Source organism: Ureibacillus chungkukjangi (genome assembly GCF_044795995.1).
GTDB classification, from domain to species: domain Bacteria; phylum Bacillota; class Bacilli; order Bacillales_A; family Planococcaceae; genus Ureibacillus; species Ureibacillus chungkukjangi.
This window is the reverse complement of record NZ_CP085009.1, coordinates 3052341-3076524: the sequence shown is the minus strand read 5'-3', so window position 1 is coordinate 3076524 and position 24184 is coordinate 3052341. Positions and strand designations below refer to the sequence as shown.

Annotated in this window: 16 protein-coding genes; 12 read left to right on the top strand and 4 right to left on the bottom strand. The window is 32.1% G+C overall.

The window, feature by feature from the left end:
* The first annotated feature begins 73 nt into the window (after positions 1–73).
* The 4 genes from LG296_RS15280 (at position 74) to LG296_RS15265 (ending at position 8082) form a co-directional block, all read left to right on the top strand.
* Positions 74–1537, top strand: coding sequence for an N-6 DNA methylase (locus LG296_RS15280; RefSeq protein WP_404427172.1), 1464 nt, complete (start codon positions 74–76; stop codon positions 1535–1537).
* Positions 1538–1539: 2 nt separating this feature from the next.
* A complete protein-coding gene (locus LG296_RS15275) occupies positions 1540–2697 on the top strand; it encodes a restriction endonuclease subunit S (protein WP_404427170.1) in 1158 nt (385 codons plus the stop codon).
* A 14-nt stretch (positions 2698–2711) separates the two neighbouring features.
* Positions 2712–6056: a DEAD/DEAH box helicase family protein gene (locus LG296_RS15270; protein WP_404427169.1), complete on the top strand. Its 3345-nt coding sequence runs from the start codon at positions 2712–2714 to the stop codon at positions 6054–6056.
* A gap of 799 nt (positions 6057–6855) precedes the next feature.
* The gene (locus LG296_RS15265) at positions 6856–8082 is read left to right on the top strand and encodes a hypothetical protein (RefSeq protein ID WP_404427168.1); all 1227 of its coding nucleotides are present in this window, start codon (positions 6856–6858) and stop codon (positions 8080–8082) included.
* A 69-nt stretch (positions 8083–8151) separates the two neighbouring features.
* Here LG296_RS15265 and LG296_RS15260 read toward each other — a convergent pair whose 3' ends face one another.
* From LG296_RS15260 to LG296_RS15245, 4 genes are all read right to left on the bottom strand, one after another.
* A complete protein-coding gene (locus tag LG296_RS15260) occupies positions 8152–8736 on the bottom strand; it encodes a hypothetical protein (protein WP_404427167.1) in 585 nt (194 codons plus the stop codon).
* Positions 8737–8981: 245 nt separating this feature from the next.
* Positions 8982–9203, bottom strand: coding sequence for a hypothetical protein (locus LG296_RS15255; RefSeq protein WP_404427166.1), 222 nt, complete (start codon positions 9201–9203; stop codon positions 8982–8984).
* A complete protein-coding gene (locus LG296_RS15250) occupies positions 9196–9399 on the bottom strand; it encodes a helix-turn-helix domain-containing protein (RefSeq protein WP_404427165.1) in 204 nt (67 codons plus the stop codon). Before LG296_RS15250 ends, LG296_RS15255 begins: the two co-directional genes overlap by 8 nt.
* A gap of 942 nt (positions 9400–10341) precedes the next feature.
* Positions 10342–11706, bottom strand: a complete 1365-nt coding sequence (locus tag LG296_RS15245; RefSeq protein ID WP_404427164.1) for a hypothetical protein — start codon at positions 11704–11706, stop codon at positions 10342–10344.
* Between the two features lie 266 nt (positions 11707–11972).
* Between LG296_RS15245 and LG296_RS15240 the strand changes: the two genes are divergently transcribed.
* The 8 genes from LG296_RS15240 (at position 11973) to LG296_RS15205 (ending at position 23213) form a co-directional block, all read left to right on the top strand.
* Positions 11973–13256 carry a hypothetical protein gene (locus LG296_RS15240; RefSeq protein WP_404427163.1) on the top strand — a complete coding sequence of 428 codons (1284 nt, stop codon included), beginning with the start codon at positions 11973–11975 and terminating at the stop codon, positions 13254–13256.
* Positions 13219–14415, top strand: a complete 1197-nt coding sequence (locus LG296_RS15235) for an SIR2 family protein (RefSeq protein WP_404427162.1) — start codon at positions 13219–13221, stop codon at positions 14413–14415. The genes LG296_RS15240 and LG296_RS15235 overlap by 38 nt, the downstream gene beginning before the upstream one ends.
* Before the next feature lie 853 nt (positions 14416–15268).
* Entirely contained in the window at positions 15269–17164 is a 1896-nt protein-coding gene (locus LG296_RS15230; RefSeq protein ID WP_404427161.1) for a hypothetical protein, read from the top strand.
* Positions 17164–17838: an OmpA family protein gene (locus LG296_RS15225; protein ID WP_404427160.1), complete on the top strand. Its 675-nt coding sequence runs from the start codon at positions 17164–17166 to the stop codon at positions 17836–17838. Before LG296_RS15230 ends, LG296_RS15225 begins: the two co-directional genes overlap by 1 nt.
* Positions 17835–19070, top strand: coding sequence for a hypothetical protein (locus tag LG296_RS15220; RefSeq protein WP_404427159.1), 1236 nt, complete (start codon positions 17835–17837; stop codon positions 19068–19070). Before LG296_RS15225 ends, LG296_RS15220 begins: the two co-directional genes overlap by 4 nt.
* A gap of 3 nt (positions 19071–19073) precedes the next feature.
* Entirely contained in the window at positions 19074–21707 is a 2634-nt protein-coding gene (locus LG296_RS15215) for a DEAD/DEAH box helicase (protein WP_404427158.1), read from the top strand.
* A 115-nt stretch (positions 21708–21822) separates the two neighbouring features.
* Positions 21823–22035 carry a YdbC family protein gene (locus tag LG296_RS15210; RefSeq protein WP_404427157.1) on the top strand — a complete coding sequence of 71 codons (213 nt, stop codon included), beginning with the start codon at positions 21823–21825 and terminating at the stop codon, positions 22033–22035.
* Positions 22036–22118: 83 nt separating this feature from the next.
* Positions 22119–23213 carry a DUF4145 domain-containing protein gene (locus tag LG296_RS15205; protein ID WP_404427156.1) on the top strand — a complete coding sequence of 365 codons (1095 nt, stop codon included), beginning with the start codon at positions 22119–22121 and terminating at the stop codon, positions 23211–23213.
* Positions 23214–24184: the final 971 nt, after the last annotated feature.

The window sequence follows — 24184 nt, the reverse complement described above, 5'->3', positions numbered from 1 at the left end:
ATAATTACTTTTGAATTATTTATATTATAGAATATAGTATACTAGAGCTAGAGAAAGTATTAGGAGGATATACATGATTACAGGTGAGGTTAAAAATAAAGTTGACCATATTTGGACAACTCTTTGGACAGAAGGTTTAACAAACCCATTATCTGCGATTGAGCAGTTAACATATTTGTTATTTATTAAAGGTCTAGATGAAATGGAAACAACGAAGGAGCAAGAAGCTGAATTTTTAGGGTTGGAGCATGAAAGTATTTTCCCTAAAGATAAGCAATACTTACGTTGGAATCAATTTAAACAATTAGGTAGCCCAGAAGAAATGTATCGCGTTGTTTCTCAAGAAGTTTTCCCATTTATTAAAAGTTTACAAGGGAAAGAAGATTCTGCATTTTCGACGTATATGAAAGATGCAATGTTCCAGATTCAAAAGCCAAGTACACTTGCTAAAGTAGTAGATAGTTTAGACAATATCCCAATGTCAGACCGTGATACACAAGGTGATTTATATGAGTATCTACTATCAAAACTTTCTACATCGGGAACAAATGGACAGTTCCGCACACCGCGGCACATTATCAAAATGATAGTTGAACTAATGAAGCCGACACCTGAAGATAAAATCATTGACCCAGCTATGGGGTCTGCAGGTTTCTTAGTGGAAGCAAGCGAGTATTTACGTGAGAAACACAATGACTTATTTCTTGTACAAGGCCTAAAAGATCATTTCCATAACAATATGTTCTTCGGAAATGACATGGATATAACGATGCTACGGATTGGTGCAATGAACATGATGCTTCATGGTGTTGATAATCCAAACATTTCATATCGTGATTCATTATCAGAGGAAAATAAAGATAAAGAGTTGTACACATTAGTTCTAGCCAATCCACCGTTTAAAGGTTCACTTGACTATGAAGCTGTTTCCAATGATTTATTAACAGTCGCCAAAACGAAAAAAACAGAATTACTTTTCTTAACTTTATTCCTACGTATTTTAAAACCAGGCGGGCGTGCAGCTGTTATCGTTCCAGATGGTGTGTTGTTCAGCAGCTCAAATGCTCATAAAGCCATTAGAAAAGAAATAATAGATAACAATAAATTAGAAGCAATTATATCTATGCCAAGTGGGGTATTTAAACCATATGCAGGCGTTTCAACTGCTGTATTAATCTTCACTAAAACAGGTGCTGGTGGAACCGATAATGTTTGGTTCTATGATATGAAAGCGGATGGATACACATTAGATGATAAACGTACAGAAGTAGAAACAAATGATATTCCTGATATTATTGAACGCTCTAAGAACTTAAAATCGGAACTAGAACGTAAACGTACAGATCAATCTTTCTTTGTACCTGTTGATGAAATTCGTAACAATGAGTATGATTTGTCAATTAGTAAATATAAGGAGATTGAATATGAGGAAATTCAATATGATGAACCATCCATAATTCTTGAAAAAATCGAAAAAATAGAAGTAGAAATAAATAAGGAATTATATAGTTTAAAGAAAATATTGGAGGTTGAATAAGTATGGCTTCCAAGATGGTAAGATTAGGTGATTGCGTTCAAATTGACTCAGGCTATGCATTTAAGTCTTCACAATTCAGTGATGATAAAGAAGGAATACCATTAATAAGAATTAGGGATGTTAATTCAGGAATTATCAAAACATATTATAAGGGCGAATACGATGATAAGTATATTGTATATGATGGAGATTTACTTATAACTATGGACGGGGAATTTAAAATAAAGAAGTGGTCTAGTGGAAAGGCATTATTAAATCAACGAGTTTGTAGAATTAAAAGCAATAGTGACTCCCTTGAAGAAGATTATTTGCTTTATTTACTTCCTTCGGTATTAAAAAAGATTGAGGACAAAACAGCTTTTGTAACTGTGAAACATTTATCTTTAAAAGATATTAATGAAGTGTATGTCAATATTCCCCCTAAGAATATCCAGAAAAAAATTATACAGGTTCTAGATAGTTCTTCAAGCTTAATAGAAAAACGCAAAACTCAAATTGCTGTATTAGATGAATTAATACAAAGTGTTTTTTTAGATTTATTTGGGGATCCATTTCTTAATCCAAAGGGATTTGAAATGAAACAAATTAATGATGTTGCTGAACTAGTAAAGGGTATTACCTATAAGCCAGAAGAAGTAAATGATGATGGAATCATTGTCTTACGTTCAAGTAATGTCCAAGGTAATCAGTTTGATACTAAGGATATAGTGAGAATTTCAAAAAAAGTAGATGAAAAGTTCTTGGTTAAGGCAAATGATATTCTTATGTGTAATCGAAATGGGAGTGCAAGGCTAGTGGGCAAAGTAGCAAAAATTCCTGAAAGTAAAGAACCGATGACATTTGGTACATTTATGACAATAATTAGAAGTCCATTTTTTGAATATCTATTTACATTTTTTCAAACGGAAGCATTTAGAAGACAAATACAAATGCAAACAACTGTTGCTATTAATCAGATTTCTTTGCCGTTATTAAAAAGTGTAAAAGTACCTTTACCATCAATTGAACTTCAAAGCCAATTTGCTTCTTTCGTACAACAAGTTGATAAATCGAAATTAGCTTTGAAGAGAAGTTTAAATGAGTTAGAAAATCTAAATAATGCATTGATTCAAAAAGCTTTAAAAGGTGAACTCTTCCAAGACCAATCAAAATCAAAATAATTAGCAAGGCGGTTATGTCCATGAAGAACTTTAGCTTTTTACAATCAAAGGAACCATATATAAGCTTCTCAAATGCTTGTGTAGAAGCTGAAAAAGCAATGCTTGTTAGCCCAGCAACGTGTGCGATTTTGACGCGACGGGCTCTAGAGCTTGCTGTTAAATGGGTGTATCAATTCGATAGTGAATTGAAAATGCCTTATCAAGATAGTTTATCGAGTTTGATTCATGATCGAAACTTTTTAGGTATTATTGATGAAGAATTACTACCTATGATGAAATACATCGTGAAGCTAGGAAATACTGCTGTTCATACGAACGCTACCATCACACAAGATGAAGCGGTTTTAGCTTTACATCACTTGTATCAATTTGTTTCTTGGATTGACTATTGTTATTCAGACAATTACGAAGCTACAAAATTTGACGAATCCCTTCTACATATTAATCCAGATACGAATAGAGAGAGACCAGAAGAACTTCAGGATTTATATGAACAGTTAAGTGCGAAAGATAGTAATCTTGAAGAACTGATGAAAGAAAACCAAGCGCTTCGTCAAACACTTTCAGAAAAGCGTAAGCAACATACTCAAGAAGATGGATTTAAAGTTGATGAACTGTCTGAATTTGCTACACGACAAAAGTATATCGACTTAGATTTAAAACTTGCTGGTTGGGTATTTGATAAAGATGTTATTCGTGAAGTAGAAGTTACTGGAATGCCAAACAATGCCGGCATCGGTTACGTCGATTATGTTTTATATAGCGATAACGGAAAACCATTAGCAGTTGTGGAAGCTAAACGTACTTCGAAAAGCCCACAAGTTGGTCGTCAACAAGCCAACCTTTACGCAGATTGTTTAGAAAGAATGACAGGACAAAGACCAGTCGTTTTCTATACAAATGGTTATGAAACGTATATTGAACATGACAGCTATCCTGCTCGTAGAACATCAGGATTTTATGATAAAGAAGAATTACAACTACTAGTTGATCGGCGTCATTTAAAAAAGCCACTTGTGAATGTTGAAATTAACGATGACATTACAAATCGTTATTATCAAAAAGAATCCATTTTAGCTGTTTGTGATGCTTTATCGCGCAATCAACGAAAGACACTTCTTGTAATGGCAACAGGAAGTGGAAAGACTCGTACTGCTATTTCCATTGTTGATGTCCTTGCGCGTCATAACTGGGTAAAGAACATCTTATTTTTAGCAGATCGTACAACATTGTTAAAACAGGCGTATCGCAACTTTAATACTCAAATGCCTAACCTAACGCTATGTAATTTACTAAATAATAAGGACAATCCTGAGGAGAGTCGTATGGTGTTTTCGACATATCCGACGATGATGAATGCGATTGATGAAGCTAAACGGAAAGATGGCCGCAAATTGTTTACTGTTGGACATTTTGACTTAATTATTGTGGATGAATCACATCGAAGCATTTATAAAAAGTATCGCAGTATATTTGACTATTTTGATAGCATGTTATTAGGTTTAACAGCTACACCAAAAGATGAAATCGATAAAAATACTTATGAGATATTTGATCTTGAAAATGGTGTTCCAACATACGCTTATGAACTAGAAAAAGCGGTTGAAGATGGTTATTTAGTTGACTATCGCACGATTGAAACAAAGATGAAGTTTCTGGAAGAAGGTATTCATTATGATGATCTTTCAGAAGAAGAAAAAGAAGAGTTTGAAGATACCTTTGAAGATGAACCAGATTTAAAGGATATAGATAGTCATGCCTTAAATGAATGGTTATTTAATGCGAATACCATTGATCAAGTATTAAAAGATTTAATGGAAAAGGGAATTCGTGTTGAAGGTGGAGACAAAATTGGTAAAACAATAATTTTTGCCAAATCACATCGTCATGCAGAAGCCATTAAACAAAGATTTAATATCTTATTCCCGGAATTAGGTAGTAAATATGCAGATGTAATTGATTACAGCATTAATTATTATCAAACATTGATTGATGATTTTTCTACTGTTAAGAAGCTCCCACAAATTGCTATTTCGGTAGACATGCTTGATACAGGTGTTGATATTCCAGAGGTAGTTAATTTAGTATTCTTTAAAAAGATTCGTTCAAAAACAAAGTTCTGGCAAATGATTGGACGTGGCACACGACTTTGCCCTGATTTATTTGGACTTGGACTAGACAAAGAAAACTTTTTGATCTTTGATTACTGTGCAAACTTTGAATTCTTCCGCGAAAATCCAAAAGGTACAGAAGGAAATGCTACTACCACGTTAACAGAGAGATTATTCAACGCAAAAGTGGACATTATACGTGAACTGCAAGGATTTGATTACCAAACAGATGAATATATAAAACATCGTTCAGAAGTTTTAAATAGTGTGTTGCAAGATATTCAATCTTTAAATGATGAAAACTTCAGAGTACGTCAACATATTCAATACGTTCACAAGTTTAAAGTAAGAAGTAAATGGCAAGCACTATCTGCTATTGATACAAGTGAAATTAAAGAGCATATTTCTTCTTTGATCACACCGATTAGTGGCGACGAACTTGCTAAACGATTCGATTTAGTCATGTACACGATTGAGTTAGCAAAATTGCAATCAAACAACGCTACAAAACCAATACGTAGCGTCGTAACGACAGCGGAAGCACTTTCGAAACTTGGTACGATTCCGCAAGTACTAGAGAAGAAACCAATTATTGATAAAGTGCTAACAGAAGAGTTCTGGGAAAGTGCCGATATCTTTGCATTAGAAGAAGTGCGTTCTGCATTACGTGATTTAGTTAAATTTATCGAGAAAGAAACGCAAAAAATTTACTTCACAAACTTCAAAGATGAAGTGTTAGAGGTAAATGAAAATGCATCTATGTACAACGTCAATGATTTAAAAAGCTACCGCAAAAAGGTTCACCACTACTTGAAAGAACATCAAGATCAATTGGCTATTTATAAATTACGTAATAACAAACCATTAACGAAGCAAGATGTTGAAATGTTAGAAGATATCTTGTGGAAGGAATTAGGATCAAAAGCAGAGTACGAAAATGACTTTGGTGACACACCTATAACAAAACTTGTACGTAGCATTGTTGGTTTAGATCGACAAGCTGCAAATGAAGCATTCTCAGATTTCCTTTCTGAACAAAGACTCAATATTCAACAGGCTAAGTTTGTAGAGCTTATTATCGATTATGTTGTGAAGAATGGGACACTTGATAAAAAGGTGTTGCAGCAAGAACCATTTAAAACTGTTGGAAGCATCATAGAGGTGTTTAAGGAAAATATGGTTGATGCTAAAACAATCATTGGAATTATTGATGACATAAATCGAAATTCTGAACTGATTATTTCATAGGTAGCATTGTCAGGGCACTCTTTGTTGAGTGCCTTTTTGACGTTGTTGCTTATAAGAGCATGGTTGGTATTAGATCAAATCTGTTGGACTGATAACCTCAGGTAATGCGGGCTACCTGTCTATGAAAATACCCACCCCTGTCTCAAGAATCAATAAAGATTCAAGGACAGAGGAGTGGTATTTATCAAGGATATAACCTCAGTCCAAAGCAGGGAACCCCAGATGATGCTGCTGTTTAATACCTGAATTTCTTCAACTTATCACTAGCTATCTAGCATATGCAGCTTCGCCCACATACATCATGACAAGTACCATTGGCCATAACCAATCGAAACACCTACCGAACCATTACTGCAAGAAGTCGTTCCCACTCCTCTAAGACTCACAACCCGGTCTGAAAACAGCAGTAAAGACCTTGCCTAATGGTTGCTACGTTGATTTTCTGCATCGGCTCAACTCACCTTACCTTTTATTTAACGTGACTTAAGGGCATTCCCACGGTTATTCTTTTCAGTAGTTTTTCATGTCGAATCTACTAAAACGACAGCGTTTTGACAGAGGAAGCAGCTCTGGCCTTAAAGGATTTATTTATTGTTAACTTAGTACAACCTTTTAACATAATATTTGCAAGCTTATACTAAACAGTCTTATATATATTTCTTCGAAGATAGAAAGACAATTATCAAAATATATTAATTAAAATAATGTAAGAGGAATATGGCTTTTTAGCATTTTTCATAAAATTTCAATTAATTTCCGTGTATAATATATCTAATGAAATGGTCGAGGAGATAGTTTAATGTCTGAAGATAAAATGTTAAATAGCATAAATGAAATTGTAGTCTCTAATCCTACAGGTGGTGAGCTCTCTTTTGAGAAAATAACTGATGCTAAATTTGAATCAATGAATTTATACAAGGAGGTCTTTGTATCGGACTTGTCATTGATGGCAGGTAACGTTGCACAGACGGGATTGCAAATTGCAAATCAAGGAATGACATTAGCTCAAATTGCAAAACAAGCACCTAATGGATTGTTTACAGCAACTACAAATCCAGCCAATTTGTCTAAATTTGCAAATGGAACTACATCAACAATGCTACGAGACGAGTCGGGACGTATAGTCCAGCACGCTGGTTTTGCTGACGTTGGTTTAAGTACTGCAGTGAATCCAGCAATTATTCTTTCAGCAGGAATGCAAGCGATGTCAGCTATTTCAGGGACATATTATTTGCATAAAATTAATGCTCAAATTATGGATATGGATGCGAAATTAGAAGAACTTATAAATATTCATCATGATACAAACATTGGGCGTTTGATTGCAGCGAGAAAAGGTTTGTCTGAAATTGCAAATAGAGAATTTGTTGATACTACTGATTTAGCTGCTATTAGGAGCTATAAAAAAACTGCAGATGAAATTCATGAAGAAAGTATAACTCGTTTGAAAAGACAGGGAAGTGAAGAAAGGAAACTTTCGGATATTGATTTTATAATTGCCTTTGAGGCTAATAAATTATCTTTGTTTGCAGAACTAATTGAGATTGGAATAAGAATGAAAATCGAGGGTCAAATAGAAATAATTAATGGACTAAGAATGCAATTAAAACAAAATTATGCTAATAGTTTTTATAATAAATTTGACTTAGAAGTTGAGAAAATCTATTCAATAATACAGCAGCAGAGTAGTGACGAATTTGTTGATAAAAAGGACAAATTAGAAAAATCATTAAATGAATTAGCTGATATTCGCAATTTTACTGGTTGGGGTAAAATTAAACAAGGGTACAATATGGCCGTTGCAGCTAAAACTATTTTCGATGGTAATAAAGTGAAGAAAAAAGTTGAGTTAGAAAACGAAAACTTGAGCAAATTAAAAAATGATATGAGAAAAAGAAAGGAAAACGATATAATTAAAATTATTGATGAAGTGGTTGAACTACCTTATAAAGAAGCAGAAATTCTTTATATACCAAGCGAAAATAACAAACACCGAGTATTTGTGCGAATGGAAGATGAAGGATGAAAAATAACTTAGAATAAAAGCAGTATAAAATTGGATGAAAAAATAGCGCTACTAACTTATAGCAGCGCTTTAATTTATTTTATTCAAACGATCTTTAAAACGACAAAAGAAGTTCTCAAGATGATGAGCTTCTAATGTGTGAAGTACTTCAGGAAGATCCTCTTTTAAAATATATGGGTATCTTGTATCTTCATTATAGTTGATAGTTATTGCATTTAGTGCATTAATGCCAAGTAAATTCTTTGCACCAACTAATGCACCACGGTGTAAAAAAATCACTTCAGGATAGATGTTAAAGATAGCACCTAATCGTAATGAGGTATCGTAAACACTTAACGAACCAAAACCAGGAACACTTTCATCATATACAATTGTAAAGAGCTCTATAAAATCTTTACACTTTTCCATTTTCTCTTTAATAGCTTTATCCAGTAATCGCCTTTCCATCTCACCTAGTACATCTCGTTCAATTTGGGCTTGATGGGAATCTTGTAGAGTATTAGGTAATCGTCCATATACTGCATCTTTTATTAAAACGTCTAATGGCTTTGACTTCTTCTTAAAATCGCTTAATTTCCAGTTTTCAGGACCGGCCATATTGCGGTTATATAAGTAAACCAAATGTTCAAGTGTTTCTATTTTTAACGCCCCCAATGATTAATACTCTTAGTATTCTATGTGCGCTATATATGGCAAATGACAATTGTTTATTTATAGTTAGGCATAAAATGTCCTTATCGATCTAGTAATTTAATCTCTACTAGATATATTGACACTAATCAAAAACTTGAAATAAATAAAGAGGCTTACGAAGTTAGAAAGAATTTGGTGTATTTGGTGAGGGTAAAGGTTTTACAATTATTATAATAAGATCGTTAAACTTTAAATTAATAATTGAATTACTTTTCTAGGAGTTTCTTAGGTGAATAGGAATAACTATTATCTTGAAGACGTACTGAAATTGGATCGAAGCGTAAATACGGAGTAACTGGGGGAAGCGGTCTATTCAATAGCCTAATTTGTTTTATTCGAAACTCATTAGCCTCTCGTTGTGCATCAGTGGTATCCACCCGACTATTTTCATCAAGTAAGCGTTCTATTAAAGATTCATAATTAGTCATCAATTATTCCTCCTTTCTTTTCCTGTTTAAGGAGATTTACTGCCTCCATGTATTCACCAACAATAAAAGAAATAATGATCTCTCTATGTTTTGGAGAAACTTTTTTTTTGCCATTTTCATATCGAGAAGTGAGTGAATAACATATTCCAGTAATTGCTTCAAATTCCTTTAAAGTAAGTCCGTCGTTTTCCCTCATACATTTAAGTGCCTCTCCAATATTGTCATCGGAATCGTCAAAGAAATCATAATCATCCCATGCATCTTCTAAGTCATCCCAATCTTCTAAAATGTAATCTAAATTGAGAAAATAGATTATTTGTCTCCTCCTTTCTTATTTGCATCCAACATAAGCTATTTATTCCAAATTAGTCAAACTTCTTTTTAGGGCTTTTTCAAATTAGGGAAATATTCAATAGCTTGGTGGTGGTGTAGTAGCTAAATGGCTTTATATCAATGGTTTATGATGTTTTGTTGCTCTAAAAAGCAGTTTAACATTTTCATTTTTTTTCGGTCGATTTTATAAAAATTTTTATAGAATTTGTCATTTTAAAGGCAAAACATTATATTGCAAGATTTTTTAGAACAGAAAATAAGTAATCATTGAATAAATAAAGTCATGTCACAAAGTGCATTCTAGCCTATTGTATATGAAGTGAAAATTTGAGAAGTAGGTTTAAACATTATAGGATTTGAAGGGGAATACAACAAAATGAAACAAAGTTAATGCAGGAATATGACTTCTGATTTATATTTATCTCCTGACTTGAAGCCCTAATAAGTAGTAAATTTACTATAATTTCTGAGGCGGAAGCTATATTACATTAGAAATATATGAAATTCTTTCGATGCCCACCCCCTAGTATTGTGTAGGGAAAGAAAGTTAACTTTTATAACAAGTACGAGAGAAAAGGGCAGTCATTTAATCATATTCATATTCTGACAATGCTAATGTGGTTCCTACCGAATAGTATCAGCTATGATGAATAAGGCTTATGTTTTGGAAGACGTAATTGAGGGCTTTACACTATTCATAGATGATTAAGGAAAGTTGAGTAGTGCCTTCGGCTGGCGATTCTGTTAGTCCCTTAACATTTTTGCCCACCTATTTGATAATATCGAGCTTCGAGAAGAAATTTAATTAGGGACTTCTACATCCATTACTGGCTGTATAATTGTAGAGAGGAGAACAGTGGGGTAAATTGGGGTGATCTATAAATAATACTAATAAAAGATGATTATGCACCGTAATGCTATTACCAATAGGAGGCGATTGATTAAAGTTTTCAATAAACTGATGTTCCGATTCTTCTCCACTTAATGAATGGTGTCTACGATGATTCCAAGCCCCATCTTTTTCAACAACATGTTCCAGAATTTCTCCACTTAAGTTATTGAAAGTATTTGAAACAGATAGAGTATCTTCTGTTTCGCTTAATGAATATTGGTTTTCTTTAATGTTAGGATACACCATTGTTTCACCAATTAGAGTATTAGGAATAACTTCTTCCTTAAGTAATCTTCCTTCACATATGCTGTAGTACGGTATTAAATTTTCTACATCAAAAGCTAAATTCAACACATTGAGATTCCGAAGAATTTCTGTTACTTCTTTTTTGGCTCGTTTATTCAGTTCATTTAGCTTATTTGAATTTTCGATTACCGATAATACAAGCTTTGCACGCATTAGTGTGCATCCACTTGCTATTTGAATTTCTTCAATTGTTGGAAATTTATTAAGGAAAACAAGCTCAGAAAGTATTTTTTCTCTTTTCTTATCGTTTGTAATAAAATCGAATACAGTTTTCTTATCGCGAAGGCGGATTTCATAGCGATGATATGTGCTAGGAAGATGATCTACTCTCTTATTCTTAGCAAGCATCTCGATTTTTTTGTCATAAATCACATGGCGAACAGCTGCTTTTTGTTGAAATCCAAAGTACTTTGTATTTTGATAAGTATCATTATGTACTCTGCTTGTGTTAAGGCAGATCATTACATAATTTGAGATTGATTCTTCAAAATCAAAGTTAATATGTAGCTCTGGGATTTCAAAACTTTCAGCTGTATCGATTAAATCATTAAAAAAATTAATAAATGAAGAACCACTTCGAAGTGCTTTATTGGGATTAAAAACGTAGCGGAATGGCATTAAGCCAGTAGTTTGTTTTATTGAAGGTTTATATAATTGTCCAAAGTCATTAGAAAGTACAAGCTTAGAATTAAAATACATTTTTCCGAATTTCATTTTTTCATAAAAGGAATTTTGAATGATACCATCTTTTTGATATTGATGAATTTTCCCGAAAAAAGGTACTTCAAAAGTATTGATCTTCTCCTGTTCTCCGTATTTGAAGCTAACAGATGGCTTATTCACCCCGTCTGCTATTGTTCTTCTGACTTCTCTACTAACAATACGATTTTCCTCATATTTTATCGGTGATTCCTTGCAGATTCCATTAATAATAACTTTATCAATACCTGATGCAATAGGATTGATTTTCATCGTGAAGCTCCCCTCTTTTTCAAGTGGTCACAAAAGTAACCATTTAAAAAAAGAAAAAGCTACACTATTTTTAGATTACATAGAATTGGTAGTATCAATATAAAATTCTAAGTTAGGAAAGTTAACTAAAAGTAATTTTTTGATGTAAGAAAAAGAATAGATGTTTTGCAGTTTAGCTATATTCATGATTAAATTATGTTAATATTCAAATTTAGATAATTTTGGTAATGTAAAAATTGGATTTGCTTAACATAGGGGGATAATCAATGACATCTCAACCAGCGACAAACTTAGAATCTATAGATGTATTCTTAGGAAATAAATTATTAGATTATGTAGAACCTATTGAATTCTTTGCACTGTTAAATAAACATGGTATTAGTGAAGATAATATTGGTTCTAGTAGCATTTCAGAACTCTACTCACTAATTCCCAGAGAGATATATAATAAAGTATTTTTTGATTGTGTAATGTTTAATCACTTAAAAAATATTTTTATCTATAATGTAGATGTTGATAAAGAAAAGTTTAAGTCAGAAATTATTGATATTTTGAAAGAAATAAATGATTCTTCGAATATCCCAAGTGTGATGAAATCTTTTATTAAAGAAGATGGATTTAATTTAATGACCAAGCTTGGGGATGAAACTAATCTTGGAGATAAATTTGTTTTAGGATTAGAGTATGTTGAGAATGAAGGAATAGATCAAGCCCGACTGTTATTCTCACATGTAGTGCTAACAAAATCAGGGAAGACAATTCATAATGTTTGTGGGGTAATAATAGATTTCTCTAATCAAAAATGTTTGATTTTACTTAGAAACATTGTTGATTTAGAAAAAGGTGATACACCAGATTTGATTGACAAATTAAAAATCACACTTCCATCATATCGCGATTGGGTAATAAATAAATTTGAAAATATAATTGAATTTCAACCGCATGATGTTGAGGAAGTTAGACTTAGAATGTATGAAATCTGTAAAAATTTTGATGAGGTTCTATTGAGAGAAGATAGAGCGCTAGTTACTGAAAAACTTGAATCCAGAGTTTCTCAAAACATAAATGATTACTTATCACAATTAACTACTGAAGAGATTACAGTAAGTAATGCTGATAAATCATCGTTGAAAAATAGTATTCTATCACTCTTGAATGGAGCTTATGTAAAATCTAAGTATAAGAGTAAGGACCTTCAAAAAAAAGCTAAATCACTAAAACTAGATGGTTATCCTACGAAAATACAATATACTTCATCTAAATTTGATAAAGGTGCCACTCAATCTTCAAGCAAAAGTGAACCAGTTGCTTCATCTGAAATCTATCATAGCATTTATAATAATTTTTCTGAGGCAAGTTCGTTAGACAAATGGTGTATAGCATGGTTTACAGATTATCAACATACAGATCCTAAAAATTACGATGTGATACAAACAACAATTTATGTAAGATTACAAATGACTCAAGTAATCTTTCTTCCAACCAGAGCATTAAACGAGGAGTTAATTAGCCATGTTATTAGAAAAATTAGTGATGGACCTACAAATTAAGGATTCAACGATAATCGAATTTTTAGATTTAATAGGAAATAATAATACATTTTCAACTAATTTATTTAGTAAGTCTGAGTTTAGTAAAGAAGATATTCAGCGAATATTAGACAAACTTTTAGAGATGGGCATAATAACTGTAAAATATAGTTATCAATGTGTTAAAGCTGAGAGTGTAATGAATATCGCAGAAAATCTAGATAGCATCTGTAAATTCTGTAGTAAAGAAGTTAACCATCTTAATCATTACGTTAAGGCGAAATATTCTACCCGTTCCAAAGAAATAATAAAAGAAATTGAAGGTTATGAGCAGCAAAAAATACTAAAAATTGTTGATGAAAAATATTTACATAACCTAAGATTACTAAAAGAGAGTCTTATTAAAGAAAAAGTAATTCCATTTGTAGGTGCAGGGGTTTCAATGCCATTAGGACTACCAAATTGGCAAGGATTAATTAAAATTTGCTCAGATGGACTAGTGGGTAGAGATAAGAAAGAGTTTGAAGAATTACTAGATAATAATGGAGATATTTTTGCAGCTATTGATATCTTAATAAATGAATCTATGACTTATAATGAAACCAATATTAAAGAAAAGATATCGGCTTATATTAAAATAAATTTTAATACTCAAGTTGATAATGCATTTCACAATATAAATGATATCTTAAATCTTAATTCAGATTTTTATCTTACTACAAATTATGATGATGCATTATCTATATATCAACGTAATGGAATTTATCCTTTTTTATTAGATGAAATTGAGAATCTACAAGATTTCTTTAATGAAAAACAGGGTAGGGTAGTACATTTACATGGTATATATCAAAGGCCCAAAACTATGGTTGTTTCTAAAAAAGATTATGAACAGATGTATTCTGATGATAAAACAAAAATGTTATTAAGTAATATGCTTTCTTATAAGCTATTATTTATCGGTTTTTCTTTTGAAGATAAATATTTTAAAGACATTTTTACTTATGTAAAAGAATATATTGGAGGTTCACATTTTATTATTTTATTTGATGTATACGGTAGAAATGCACAAGCTCTTAAGGAATCAGGACTACATGTAATTTCGTTAAAGCTTGAAAATGAATTTGGATATGATCATGTGGATTTAATTAAGGAATTATTTAAATACTTACTAAAATAATTTGTTGTTTTTGAACGTGTTATCAAAATGAAGTGCCTTCAAGTGTGAAACTACTTCAATTTAAAGTGAAATTGAATATATAGTTCTTTGTAGATACTTGCCTCCGAATAGACGTTTTTAATAAACCGATGTTAAAACCGATGTTAGTAATTTATAAAAAACCTGAAAAAGCTGTGTGAACACTTGTGAGAAGCTGTTTCTGGAGAAGGTAGGTTCGACTCCCGCCGTCTCCATACAATAAAATAATTACAGGCATATTATTAATATTTAACTAAAACTAAGAAAAATTTTTGTTATCGTTCTTACTTTACAGGAAGAATCTATAAAATCGTTCGCTATACTTACAAAATTAGGATACAGAAATTTAGATAAGTAGTAGAGATTAAGCAAGAAGATATTCGAATATTCGATTAATAAGTTGGTATTCGATCAATTTTACCAGGGCACACTTGTCCTGCGTTTTTTAGTGCTCCCGGCCGAAAATTCTAATAGTCTTTCCTTATTATTATTATTATTATTATTATTATTATTATTATTATTATTATTATTATTATTATTGGAGTCATTAACTTAATTTACTAATGACATATAAAAGTTAGATTGTTATATTAGAATAGAAATATTTTGTAAAAGAAGCGTTGGTCAATGAAATTTGGCTTATAAGTAATTTCATATTTTAATGTTCCACCTCTGGAAAAAGCAAAACGGGTTTATTACGAAATGTCATGACTGACTTTAGAATAAACTCTATTTTTTTTATCAAATGTTAATAATATTTTTAACCTATGAACTTTCTAAGTTATTTCCAAAAATATATAATTAAAGTTGAATATATAAAAGCTAGGAGAAGATGATGGATTATATTAAGGATTTAATAGGAGGACTTTCAGCATTCACTAATATTTATGTAATTATTCAAATGGTGATTTTTGCGGGGCTCCTTTGGTGGTATAGATCGAGTAAAGCAATTGAACACAAAACGTTAGATAATATTAGAAAAGCAATAGAACAGAAGAAAGAAAATGGGGAGGTTTTAAACAACTATTCCTTAAATGAGCTGTTTAAACAACAAAACCCGAAATCGAAATACGTGGAGCAATGGAAACGATATTATAAACGTATTGAAGAAAAAGAACTAGATGAAAAAATAAAAGTTGAACCATACTTTGGTATTGAAACGTTGCATTTTGCCATTGGTGAACGGGGGATTTTAGAATTAGGTGGAGGCGTACACACATCTTTAGGGGTATTAGGTACATTTATTGGTCTAACATTTGGCTTGTCTAGATTGGATAGTTTAGACCCTGAGTTACTTAGAGATGGGATTGAAAATTTAATTTCGGGTATGACAACGGCCTTTTTAACTTCTGTAGTCGGTGTTGTATTATCGTTAATTTGGATTTTTATTGATCGAAAAATAAGGTTGTCGCTAGAAGGAAAAATCGATTGGCATTCGAACGAACTATCGTTATTACTTAATGCAGATGATGAGGAAATATTCTTAAATCGTTTAGAAAAAATTTCAGCTAAGCAGGCAGAGCAAATTACAACTTTACTAACAGATGCATTAGAAAAGGCTTTTACACCATTTATTCATACAATGCAATCCAATAATGAAAGCATAGTTAATGGATTTACAAATATGGAGTCTCATTTAACTGCTCAAAATGAGTTAACACAGCAACAGTTAGAACTAGCGAAAAATCAAAGCAATGAATTAAGCGATAAGCTAGTGGAATCTTTATCATCTGATACTAAAGAAGTGATTGGTGAATTTGTAAACGTACTTAATCAGTCGAAAATGATGCAAGAAGAAATGGTGAATTCAGTTGGGCAAATTATGAATCGTTTTGAAATGGCATCAGCTCAACAAGATCAATTATTTGAGCGTACAGAACAAATGATTGAATCTTATTCAGTGTTGTCTGAAGGAATGGAAAAATCACAGAATTCTTATGAAAAAGCATCTGAAGAACTATCAGCTTTATCTGTTTCCTTAAAAGAAGTGCAACAGTTATCAAATGCACAATTACCTTTACAGCAAGAAATACTAGCACGCTCTAGTGAATTCGTGGAAAGCTCAAATGATTTAGTTGTTCAATTTAGTAAATTTGGTCAACAGCTAAAAACATCACAAGATACAATGCTAGAACAACTTATGCAAAAAACGGAGCTAATCACAACACGTTTTGGAGAACTAGCAAATGAATTAACACAATCAGCAAATGCTTATTTACAGGCAAATTCTACTAACCTTCATTTATTGTCTAAAACAGAACAAACAGTAGAACAACTCGGTCCAGTAGTGGAACATATGGAAGGTACAGCAGAATCATTAAATAACACAATGAACCAGTTAGAAGTATTACAAGAGCGTCAAGCAGAGTTAATCCCCCATTTACAGCAATGGAATGAGGATGTTTTAACATATTTAAAAGATTTTATTGGATTATCCGAGCAACAATCTGAGGAAATTTCGAAACAAATTGCTTATAGTAAAACGCAGTGGGAGTCAACAGCAACTACGTTTGAACATACGCGAACACAATTAGAAACATCGATGGAAAACTTCTCAACAGGTATTGAAAAAGGTTTAACTACAACATTCCAAGAGTTTGAAAAGGAATTAACAAAAGTAGTTCAGCATTTCAAATCGCTTTCTGGTACTTATTTGGAATCACAGGAAAACTTGACAGAGGCTATGAATAATACAATTGAGCAACTTGCGTATGTAAGAGGTAGAGATTAATGCGTAGAAGAGGTAGTTCATCACCAAATTATTGGATGTCGTTTGCAGATTTGATGAGTGCACTACTAATGGTGTTTGTTTTACTTTTAGTAGTGGTTGTCTTGGATTATCGAGAAGATTTAGCTGAAAAAGAAAAGCAAATTGAAGAAATCACTAGTGTAAAAAGTGAAATAATTGCTGCATTGATGAAGGAATTTGAAAACTCGAATATCGAGTTAGAAATTGATCCAGACACTGGGGCAATACAATTAGCAACCAATATCTTATACACTTTTAACTCTTCTGAAATTACTCAAGAAGGTAAAGGAACATTAGCACAATTTGTTCCGAAGTATTTAGATATATTGCTGCAAGATAAATATCGAGATGAAATTTCTACAATTATTATCGAGGGACATGCGGATAATGCAGGTGATTATTTATATAATCTTAATTTATCCCAGGAACGTGCTTTCTCTGTATTAAAAGTAATTTATGCAAATGACTTCCCAAACTTTGAACAAAAAGAATATTCAAAACAAGTTGTCACTGCAAATGGTCGAAGCAATGTAGTGCCAATTTATAATGAATCTGGGGAATATGATGCAAATGCTTCAAGACGTGTTGAATTTTTATTCCGTCTAAAAGAAGAAGAAAAAATTGAGGAAATTCAAAAGTTGGTGGATGGAAATTGAAATTTTACTTTGAATATAAGCCATTTACGTTTAAAAAATACGTAAATGAAAACTTTGCAAAAGTAAATTTATTACCTTATCCAGACTATGATAAAGAAGCATTTAAAACTAGCTTAGAGCGGCTACGCGGTCAAGCTGATGTGAAAAATTCAGAGCCAATTGAACAATTTAATGTTTGGATTAAATCGTTGGATAGTAAATTTAAGCAACTATTACCGTTTATTTATCGTGATCTTGTTGCAGATGAACAACGAACTAGCATAATCTTAGAAATCTCAAAAATTTTAAAAGAGAAAAAAATAGTATTTGCACATTTACTGCATCAATGTTATTCGGAAAATATATTTGACCCTTATTGGCCTTTATTAGTTCGAGGCTATATTTCAAATCCTGAAATGTATAATAAATTTTGGACAGCAGAAATAAAAAATGCATGGAATGAATATATGGGCATATCTAAAGATCATGTCGCTTTTGTTGGTAACAAAATTTTAGAACGTATAAATAGTATAGATGCTGTACTTGACCATTATTTCATCCGTGAAGAACATGCATTTTACCGAGAAATCTTTTTATACATTTTTGAGCATGGAACAATTGATTTGTATAAACGTGAAGAAAAGCGTTTTAAAGATACCTTAAAAGCAACAGATAATTTGACAGTTCAAAGATTAGTTACAGGTTTTGTTCGAGCAAATGCAATGGATGAATTTGAAGACATTTCCTATATAATTTTTGATAAATTAAACACCTATATAAAAAGACCAATGTTCTGGGCAGAAACAGATCAAGACGTGAAGGAAAGATTCCATCAATGGTTTTTACGAAAAAATATTAAAGAGTTTTTCAGTGGGATTAGTCAAAATCATGAGCGTTTTATATACTGGGAAAAATTTATTTCTCGAATGAAAGATGCACTAGTTTTAGATGATCGAAAAACGATTTTATTTTATTTTGCAGATGTCGTTATTATGGAGATATTAGGAACTGGTGCAGTATACGTCTACCAATTAGATACGTTTGAAACGAAATTTGGTGAGAAGGTAAAACGTTATCGAGAAGGACTAGAAAGTGAACAGTATAAGCGTTATAAAATTTCCTCATATCGTTTAGAGCGTAGAATGATTATGGATAAAGGCCTCGTCTACAAAAATGGTTGGTTAACTCACTCTGGTGGTTGGCAAAGAAACTTTGATCATTATTTAAGAAGGGCACTAAATTGGGAGGTATAGTGAATGTTTAATATTTTTAAGCGGAAAAATATACCTAAGAACAAGATATTAAAATTAAATATAACAACCAATTATGAAGAAATTAAATTTCAATTTTTTACAGAGCAAGATGGAGTTAAAACAAACTTAACAATTCCTTTAAATGATATTGATTTTAGAGAATGTGTGAAGTTGGACGGGTTTCATGCATACTGGGCATACGAATTCCTTGTGGATGAGGGGTATATTGAATCACAAAATCTCTTAAAGATCGAACATTTTTACGAGTTAGTTAATAATCCCGACTTTGAAGAAGCTTTCACTGCATTAGGTATAAATGAGTTTTTAAGCAACGTGACTGGAATCATAAAAATTAACGGTACACCTGCTTCAAATCCAGAATTCGATTTGCAGTTGTATGTAGATAATAAAAATCTCCAACAAATTGCGGAAGTTCGGTTACCTTTTGTGATTCAAGGAAACAGACGATATTTTGTCTCAGAAGAGATTTATAAACTTTGGCAAGCAATAGTAAAAGAGGATTATGAAGACGGCTATGAAAAGACAGCTATTGTTAGAGGGTTTGCTCTACAAGCAAATATTAAGCTAGATGGCTTTTTAGAGCGTGAAAAGTATCACCTCATAGATAATTATCAAATTGAACCTCAAATTATTAACGATGAAACACTACAATTATCAATTGTTGGTGAAGATGAGAAGGAAACTGCACATTTAAACTCGATGCATATTCGAAATTCTATCAAACATGCAAATGCTCGTGAACGCTATGTCACTCCTAAAAAAGTAATAGAAGATGTCCAAAAAATAAAGCAAAAATCAATATTTACTGGTGAAGAAATTCCGATGTTAGTGCAAAATCCTGAAGCGTTTTTCCCGGATTTAGTGCAACCATTCAATATTGAAAACTTCTCGGATCGAGTCATTGGTTTTGTGAAAATAGTTCGCCCAACTCCAACAATTATGAATGGCAAACGCACATGGTTTGATAATGAAACAGGCGATGTACTAGAAGTTGATGAGGAAATGCTACGAAAAGAAATCCTTGAGAAGCCTCAAAGCAAATTCATTCACCATCAAAAGAACTGGGTTTTTGTTGATAAAAAATTGAAGCAATCTCTAGGCCTAAATTCAGAAGACGAACAACAAACAAATGAAAAATATGCTCTTGAAATTATGGGCAATGAGGATGAAGTTACATACAATTTAGCGAAAAATAAGCTGACAATGATTGATGAATATGAACTGCCATCTAAAATGATAGCTAATTTATTTCCTCATCAAAAGGAAGGCTATAACTGGCTTTGTAGTTTATATGAACAAGGGTTTAGTGGGTTACTTGCAGATGATATGGGACTTGGTAAAACCATTCAGGTTATTACCTTCATGCAAAGGCAATTAGAAAAAAATAAGCTGTTTCCATCATTAGTTGTATTACCAATTGCTTTAATTGAAAACTGGGTGAATGAAATTGCAAAATTTGCACCCGAATTAAGCGATAAAATATATATTCATAAAGGGTCTAGCCGAATCAAAGATGTTCAAAATCTAAAGAACCAGCAATTAATTTTTACATCCTACGATACTTTGAAGATCGATCAACTGTTACTTGGTCAAATAGGATTTGAATGTATAATTCTAGATGAAGCACAAAATATAAAATCGAATTCTTCAAGTCGTTCTCGAGCTATCCGTGCAATGCAAGGGAAATTTAGACTTGCGATGACCGGTACGCCTGTTGAAAATAGCTTAGAGGAACTATGGACTATTATGGATTTCGTTGAACCAGGTGCGTTAGGTGCACTTTCAGAGTTTAAAAAGAAGTTTATTAAAAACGAAGATTATGAGGGTCTAAAAGATTGCTTACAGAAATATTATTTGCGTCGAACAAAGGATGAAGTATTAAAAGATCAACTTCCACAAAAGCATCTATTAAAACCAATTTATGTGAACGCATCCCCATTACAATCACAGCTAGCCGCAGCAATGATGGCAAATGTACGCTCTAAAACATCTAATCTACTAAATGTTATTGGTAGTTTGCGTGTTTTATATGCTCATCCGAATGCATTAACGGAATTTGAAATAGATGAAGAAATACCACCAAAATTTGATGCTGTAATAAAGCTGTTGGAAGATATTCAAGCAAAAAATGAAAAAGTTCTAATTTTTACTGAATTTAAAAAGGTACAGGCGCTACTGAAGCGATTTATCAGTGAAAAATTTCAAATATCTGTACCAATTATTAATGGAGAAACCACAAATCGCTCAGATGTAGTACGTCAATTCAATGAACAACAAGGTTTTGGGGTAATGTTGCTTTCACCAAAAGCTGCAGGTGTTGGGTTAACAATCACTGGTGCGAACCACGTTATCCATTATACCCGTTGGTGGAATCCTGCAGTAGAAAATCAAGCTACAGATCGAGCCTATCGAATTGGTCAACAAAAAGAAGTGTATGTCTATCAAATTATTACGAAAGATTCTATAAATTTCCCAAATGGTACAGTCGAAGAAATTATGCACCAAATTTTAACAGATAAATCCTATTTAGCTGAAAATGTAATTGTCCCATTCGATACCTCAGGGATTCAGGAAAAAGTGAAACAAGCAATTGCTAATCAAAAGGTATCAGTTTAAAAAAGAATATAGCATCTAAGGGGGGGAAGACTTACTGTTGGCTAATAGATACAGGTATTAGCTTCAAACGAGCAGTTGATCAACAAGCAATCTATTCATAGAAAGGTGAAAACGAATGGCTGAAATCAAATTCGAAGTTATTGAACAAATTGGCATTATTTCAGAATCTCCAAAAGGCTGGACAAAAGAACTGAATCTAATTAGCTGGAATGGAAAAGAGCCCAAATATGATTTACGTGATTGGGCCCCTAATAAAGAGAAGATGGGAAAAGGAATCACTTTATCGAAAGAAGAGTTAGAAAGCTTAAAAAGAATGCTTAACTTATAAAATTAAAATTAGAGAAGATATCATAGGTAAGGGTATCTTCTCTTTTTAGATGAAGGTATACGAAAGAAAGGAAGTAGAAATCATTGTCGCATTTATATAATTTTTTAGATAATTCTTTTCCGAAAATTGCAAAGCTATGTCAAGAAATTGAGAGTATCATATATAAAAGTCCAAGAATGGCATTAACATCTTGTCGTACATTGGCCGAAACATTGCTAGAGAAAGCAGTCGAGGCAGAAAACTTAACGAATATAGTCCCAAATACTTTTCAGGAAAGAATCACCTATTTTCATAGAGAAGGTATTATAACAGATGAGCAAAATGGGGCCCTTTATATAATTAGAAAATATGGTAATGCTGCTGCACATGATTCATTTAGAAAATTTTATATACGAGAGGCACTTGAGGTTTGGGAAAACACTTATAAAGTAGTCAAATGGTATATTGAAGTATATGGATCAACAGAAATTGAAGTACCTGAATATGATGAACCTGCTGTTAAAGCGACGGATAATGAAGACTTATCAAAAGTGTTAGAGATTATCAAAGGCTTAGAAGCAAGATTGCAAGGTGGCGAAATTGATTCTGAGGAGGATGTTTTAAATGAGGGTAGTAAAAAATTTCATAAAGTATCTCGTATCATTCAATATGGTGTTGAGCAATTAGAAATACCGTTTTTCCTTAGAGACGCCTTTCTTTTGCCGCAACGTTTCCCGAAATCAACAACATTCCTTGTACGCTTAAATGGTGAACAACAAGCAAGAATCATGAGTGAAATACCTGAAAATATTGAAGGTCTTCATCAGCATGTAAAACGTTTTAATGGGAAAAATGACACAATATTTTTTGAGGAGTTAAAAAAATACGTAGAAGAAGAAACAATTCGTAAAAAAATTGAAGAACAACATCATGGTGAAATGATACTTTTCTACAAAGAAGATTACATAATATTAACCGAAGCATTAGGTGAAGTTGAACTGACAATTCAAGACTTTCCAGGCAGCCCGAGTTTTAACAAACAACTCCATGAGCAAAATATAACAAAAGTTAATAAACTTCCAAAAGAACTCGTGTTGTTAGGAAAGTATAAAAATGTTGGTGAAACGACCCTACAAAGATTTTTTGAACAACTTAAATTAAAAGCACTAGAAATCTCAAAAGAATATGTAAAAAATTAATAAAATGAGAACCACTAATAAATCTGTCCTAATTTAATCATACAGATAAAAGTGGTTCTTTTTAATTTGAATTTTTTGTGAACTATTATAAAGCCGGCCGAAAACAATGGAAAATAGCTATATTAAATAGTAGAAGGGTATCTTTATAGGATTGCTGTACAAAAATGAAAACCCTAATAAATCAACAAAAGGCTACTACACCCCCATAAAGAACGTGCATGGAAAGATAATGAAACGAACAGTTATCGAATATTACCTGTTTGAACAAAAAAGCATAAAACTACTTGAAATTAAAACGAAAAGAGAATATGGTTTTTTGTAGATACTTGCCTCCGAATAGGCTTTTTAAAGTAAACCGATGTTGAAAGATTAGTTGATTTGTCTATTACTATAGATATATTATATCGAATGGGGTATAACGGTCTTAATATATTGGGTAAAACTGGTAATTTTAATATTCAATCTTTTAATTTTTCTAAAGCAGGATTTTATTCTGTTTACGAAAGTTTGTTATTATCAACTGGTTAAGCACACAGGAAGGTACTTTATTTCTGGTAAATGATCTAGGTAAAGATTTATATAAGTTCAGTATTAGGTATCTATTCGAATAGGTGTGTAATTAGTTAGTTTATAAACTAAAGGTTCTTTAAAATTAGCGCAATTATAAAGTGAAATTGCGTCTTTTTTTATCTATAGACACGAATATTGCAAACCTTACGTATCAAGGGTTTTAAAATAATACCAAATGGGCACCTCACCAATTTGGTATTATTTTAGCGACGAAACCAAATCCATACCGTTGGGTAAATACCCGATGACTGTTGTTAAGCAAATAATAATCAATAGTTATATTTACTTCAATTTTCTAAAAGGAGGAAGATGTTGTTAGAATGAAAGAGTTAAAAATTACTAGTAATGGTAACTTAAATTTAGGTATAATGGAATTCTATGGGAATTGTGTAATAGTTTAA

Coding starts and splice junctions, on each gene's coding strand:
- LG296_RS15280 (WP_404427172.1), top strand. CDS start 74: ATGATTACAGGTGAGGTTAAAAATAAAGTTGACCATATTTGGACAACT.
- LG296_RS15275 (WP_404427170.1), top strand. CDS start 1,540: ATGGCTTCCAAGATGGTAAGATTAGGTGATTGCGTTCAAATTGACTCA.
- LG296_RS15270 (WP_404427169.1), top strand. CDS start 2,712: ATGTCCATGAAGAACTTTAGCTTTTTACAATCAAAGGAACCATATATA.
- LG296_RS15265 (WP_404427168.1), top strand. CDS start 6,856: ATGTCTGAAGATAAAATGTTAAATAGCATAAATGAAATTGTAGTCTCT.
- LG296_RS15255 (WP_404427166.1), bottom strand. CDS start 9,203: ATGACTAATTATGAATCTTTAATAGAACGCTTACTTGATGAAAATAGT.
- LG296_RS15250 (WP_404427165.1), bottom strand. CDS start 9,399: ATGAGGGAAAACGACGGACTTACTTTAAAGGAATTTGAAGCAATTACT.
- LG296_RS15245 (WP_404427164.1), bottom strand. CDS start 11,706: ATGAAAATCAATCCTATTGCATCAGGTATTGATAAAGTTATTATTAAT.
- LG296_RS15240 (WP_404427163.1), top strand. CDS start 11,973: ATGACATCTCAACCAGCGACAAACTTAGAATCTATAGATGTATTCTTA.
- LG296_RS15235 (WP_404427162.1), top strand. CDS start 13,219: ATGTTATTAGAAAAATTAGTGATGGACCTACAAATTAAGGATTCAACG.
- LG296_RS15230 (WP_404427161.1), top strand. CDS start 15,269: ATGGATTATATTAAGGATTTAATAGGAGGACTTTCAGCATTCACTAAT.
- LG296_RS15225 (WP_404427160.1), top strand. CDS start 17,164: ATGCGTAGAAGAGGTAGTTCATCACCAAATTATTGGATGTCGTTTGCA.
- LG296_RS15215 (WP_404427158.1), top strand. CDS start 19,074: ATGTTTAATATTTTTAAGCGGAAAAATATACCTAAGAACAAGATATTA.
- LG296_RS15210 (WP_404427157.1), top strand. CDS start 21,823: ATGGCTGAAATCAAATTCGAAGTTATTGAACAAATTGGCATTATTTCA.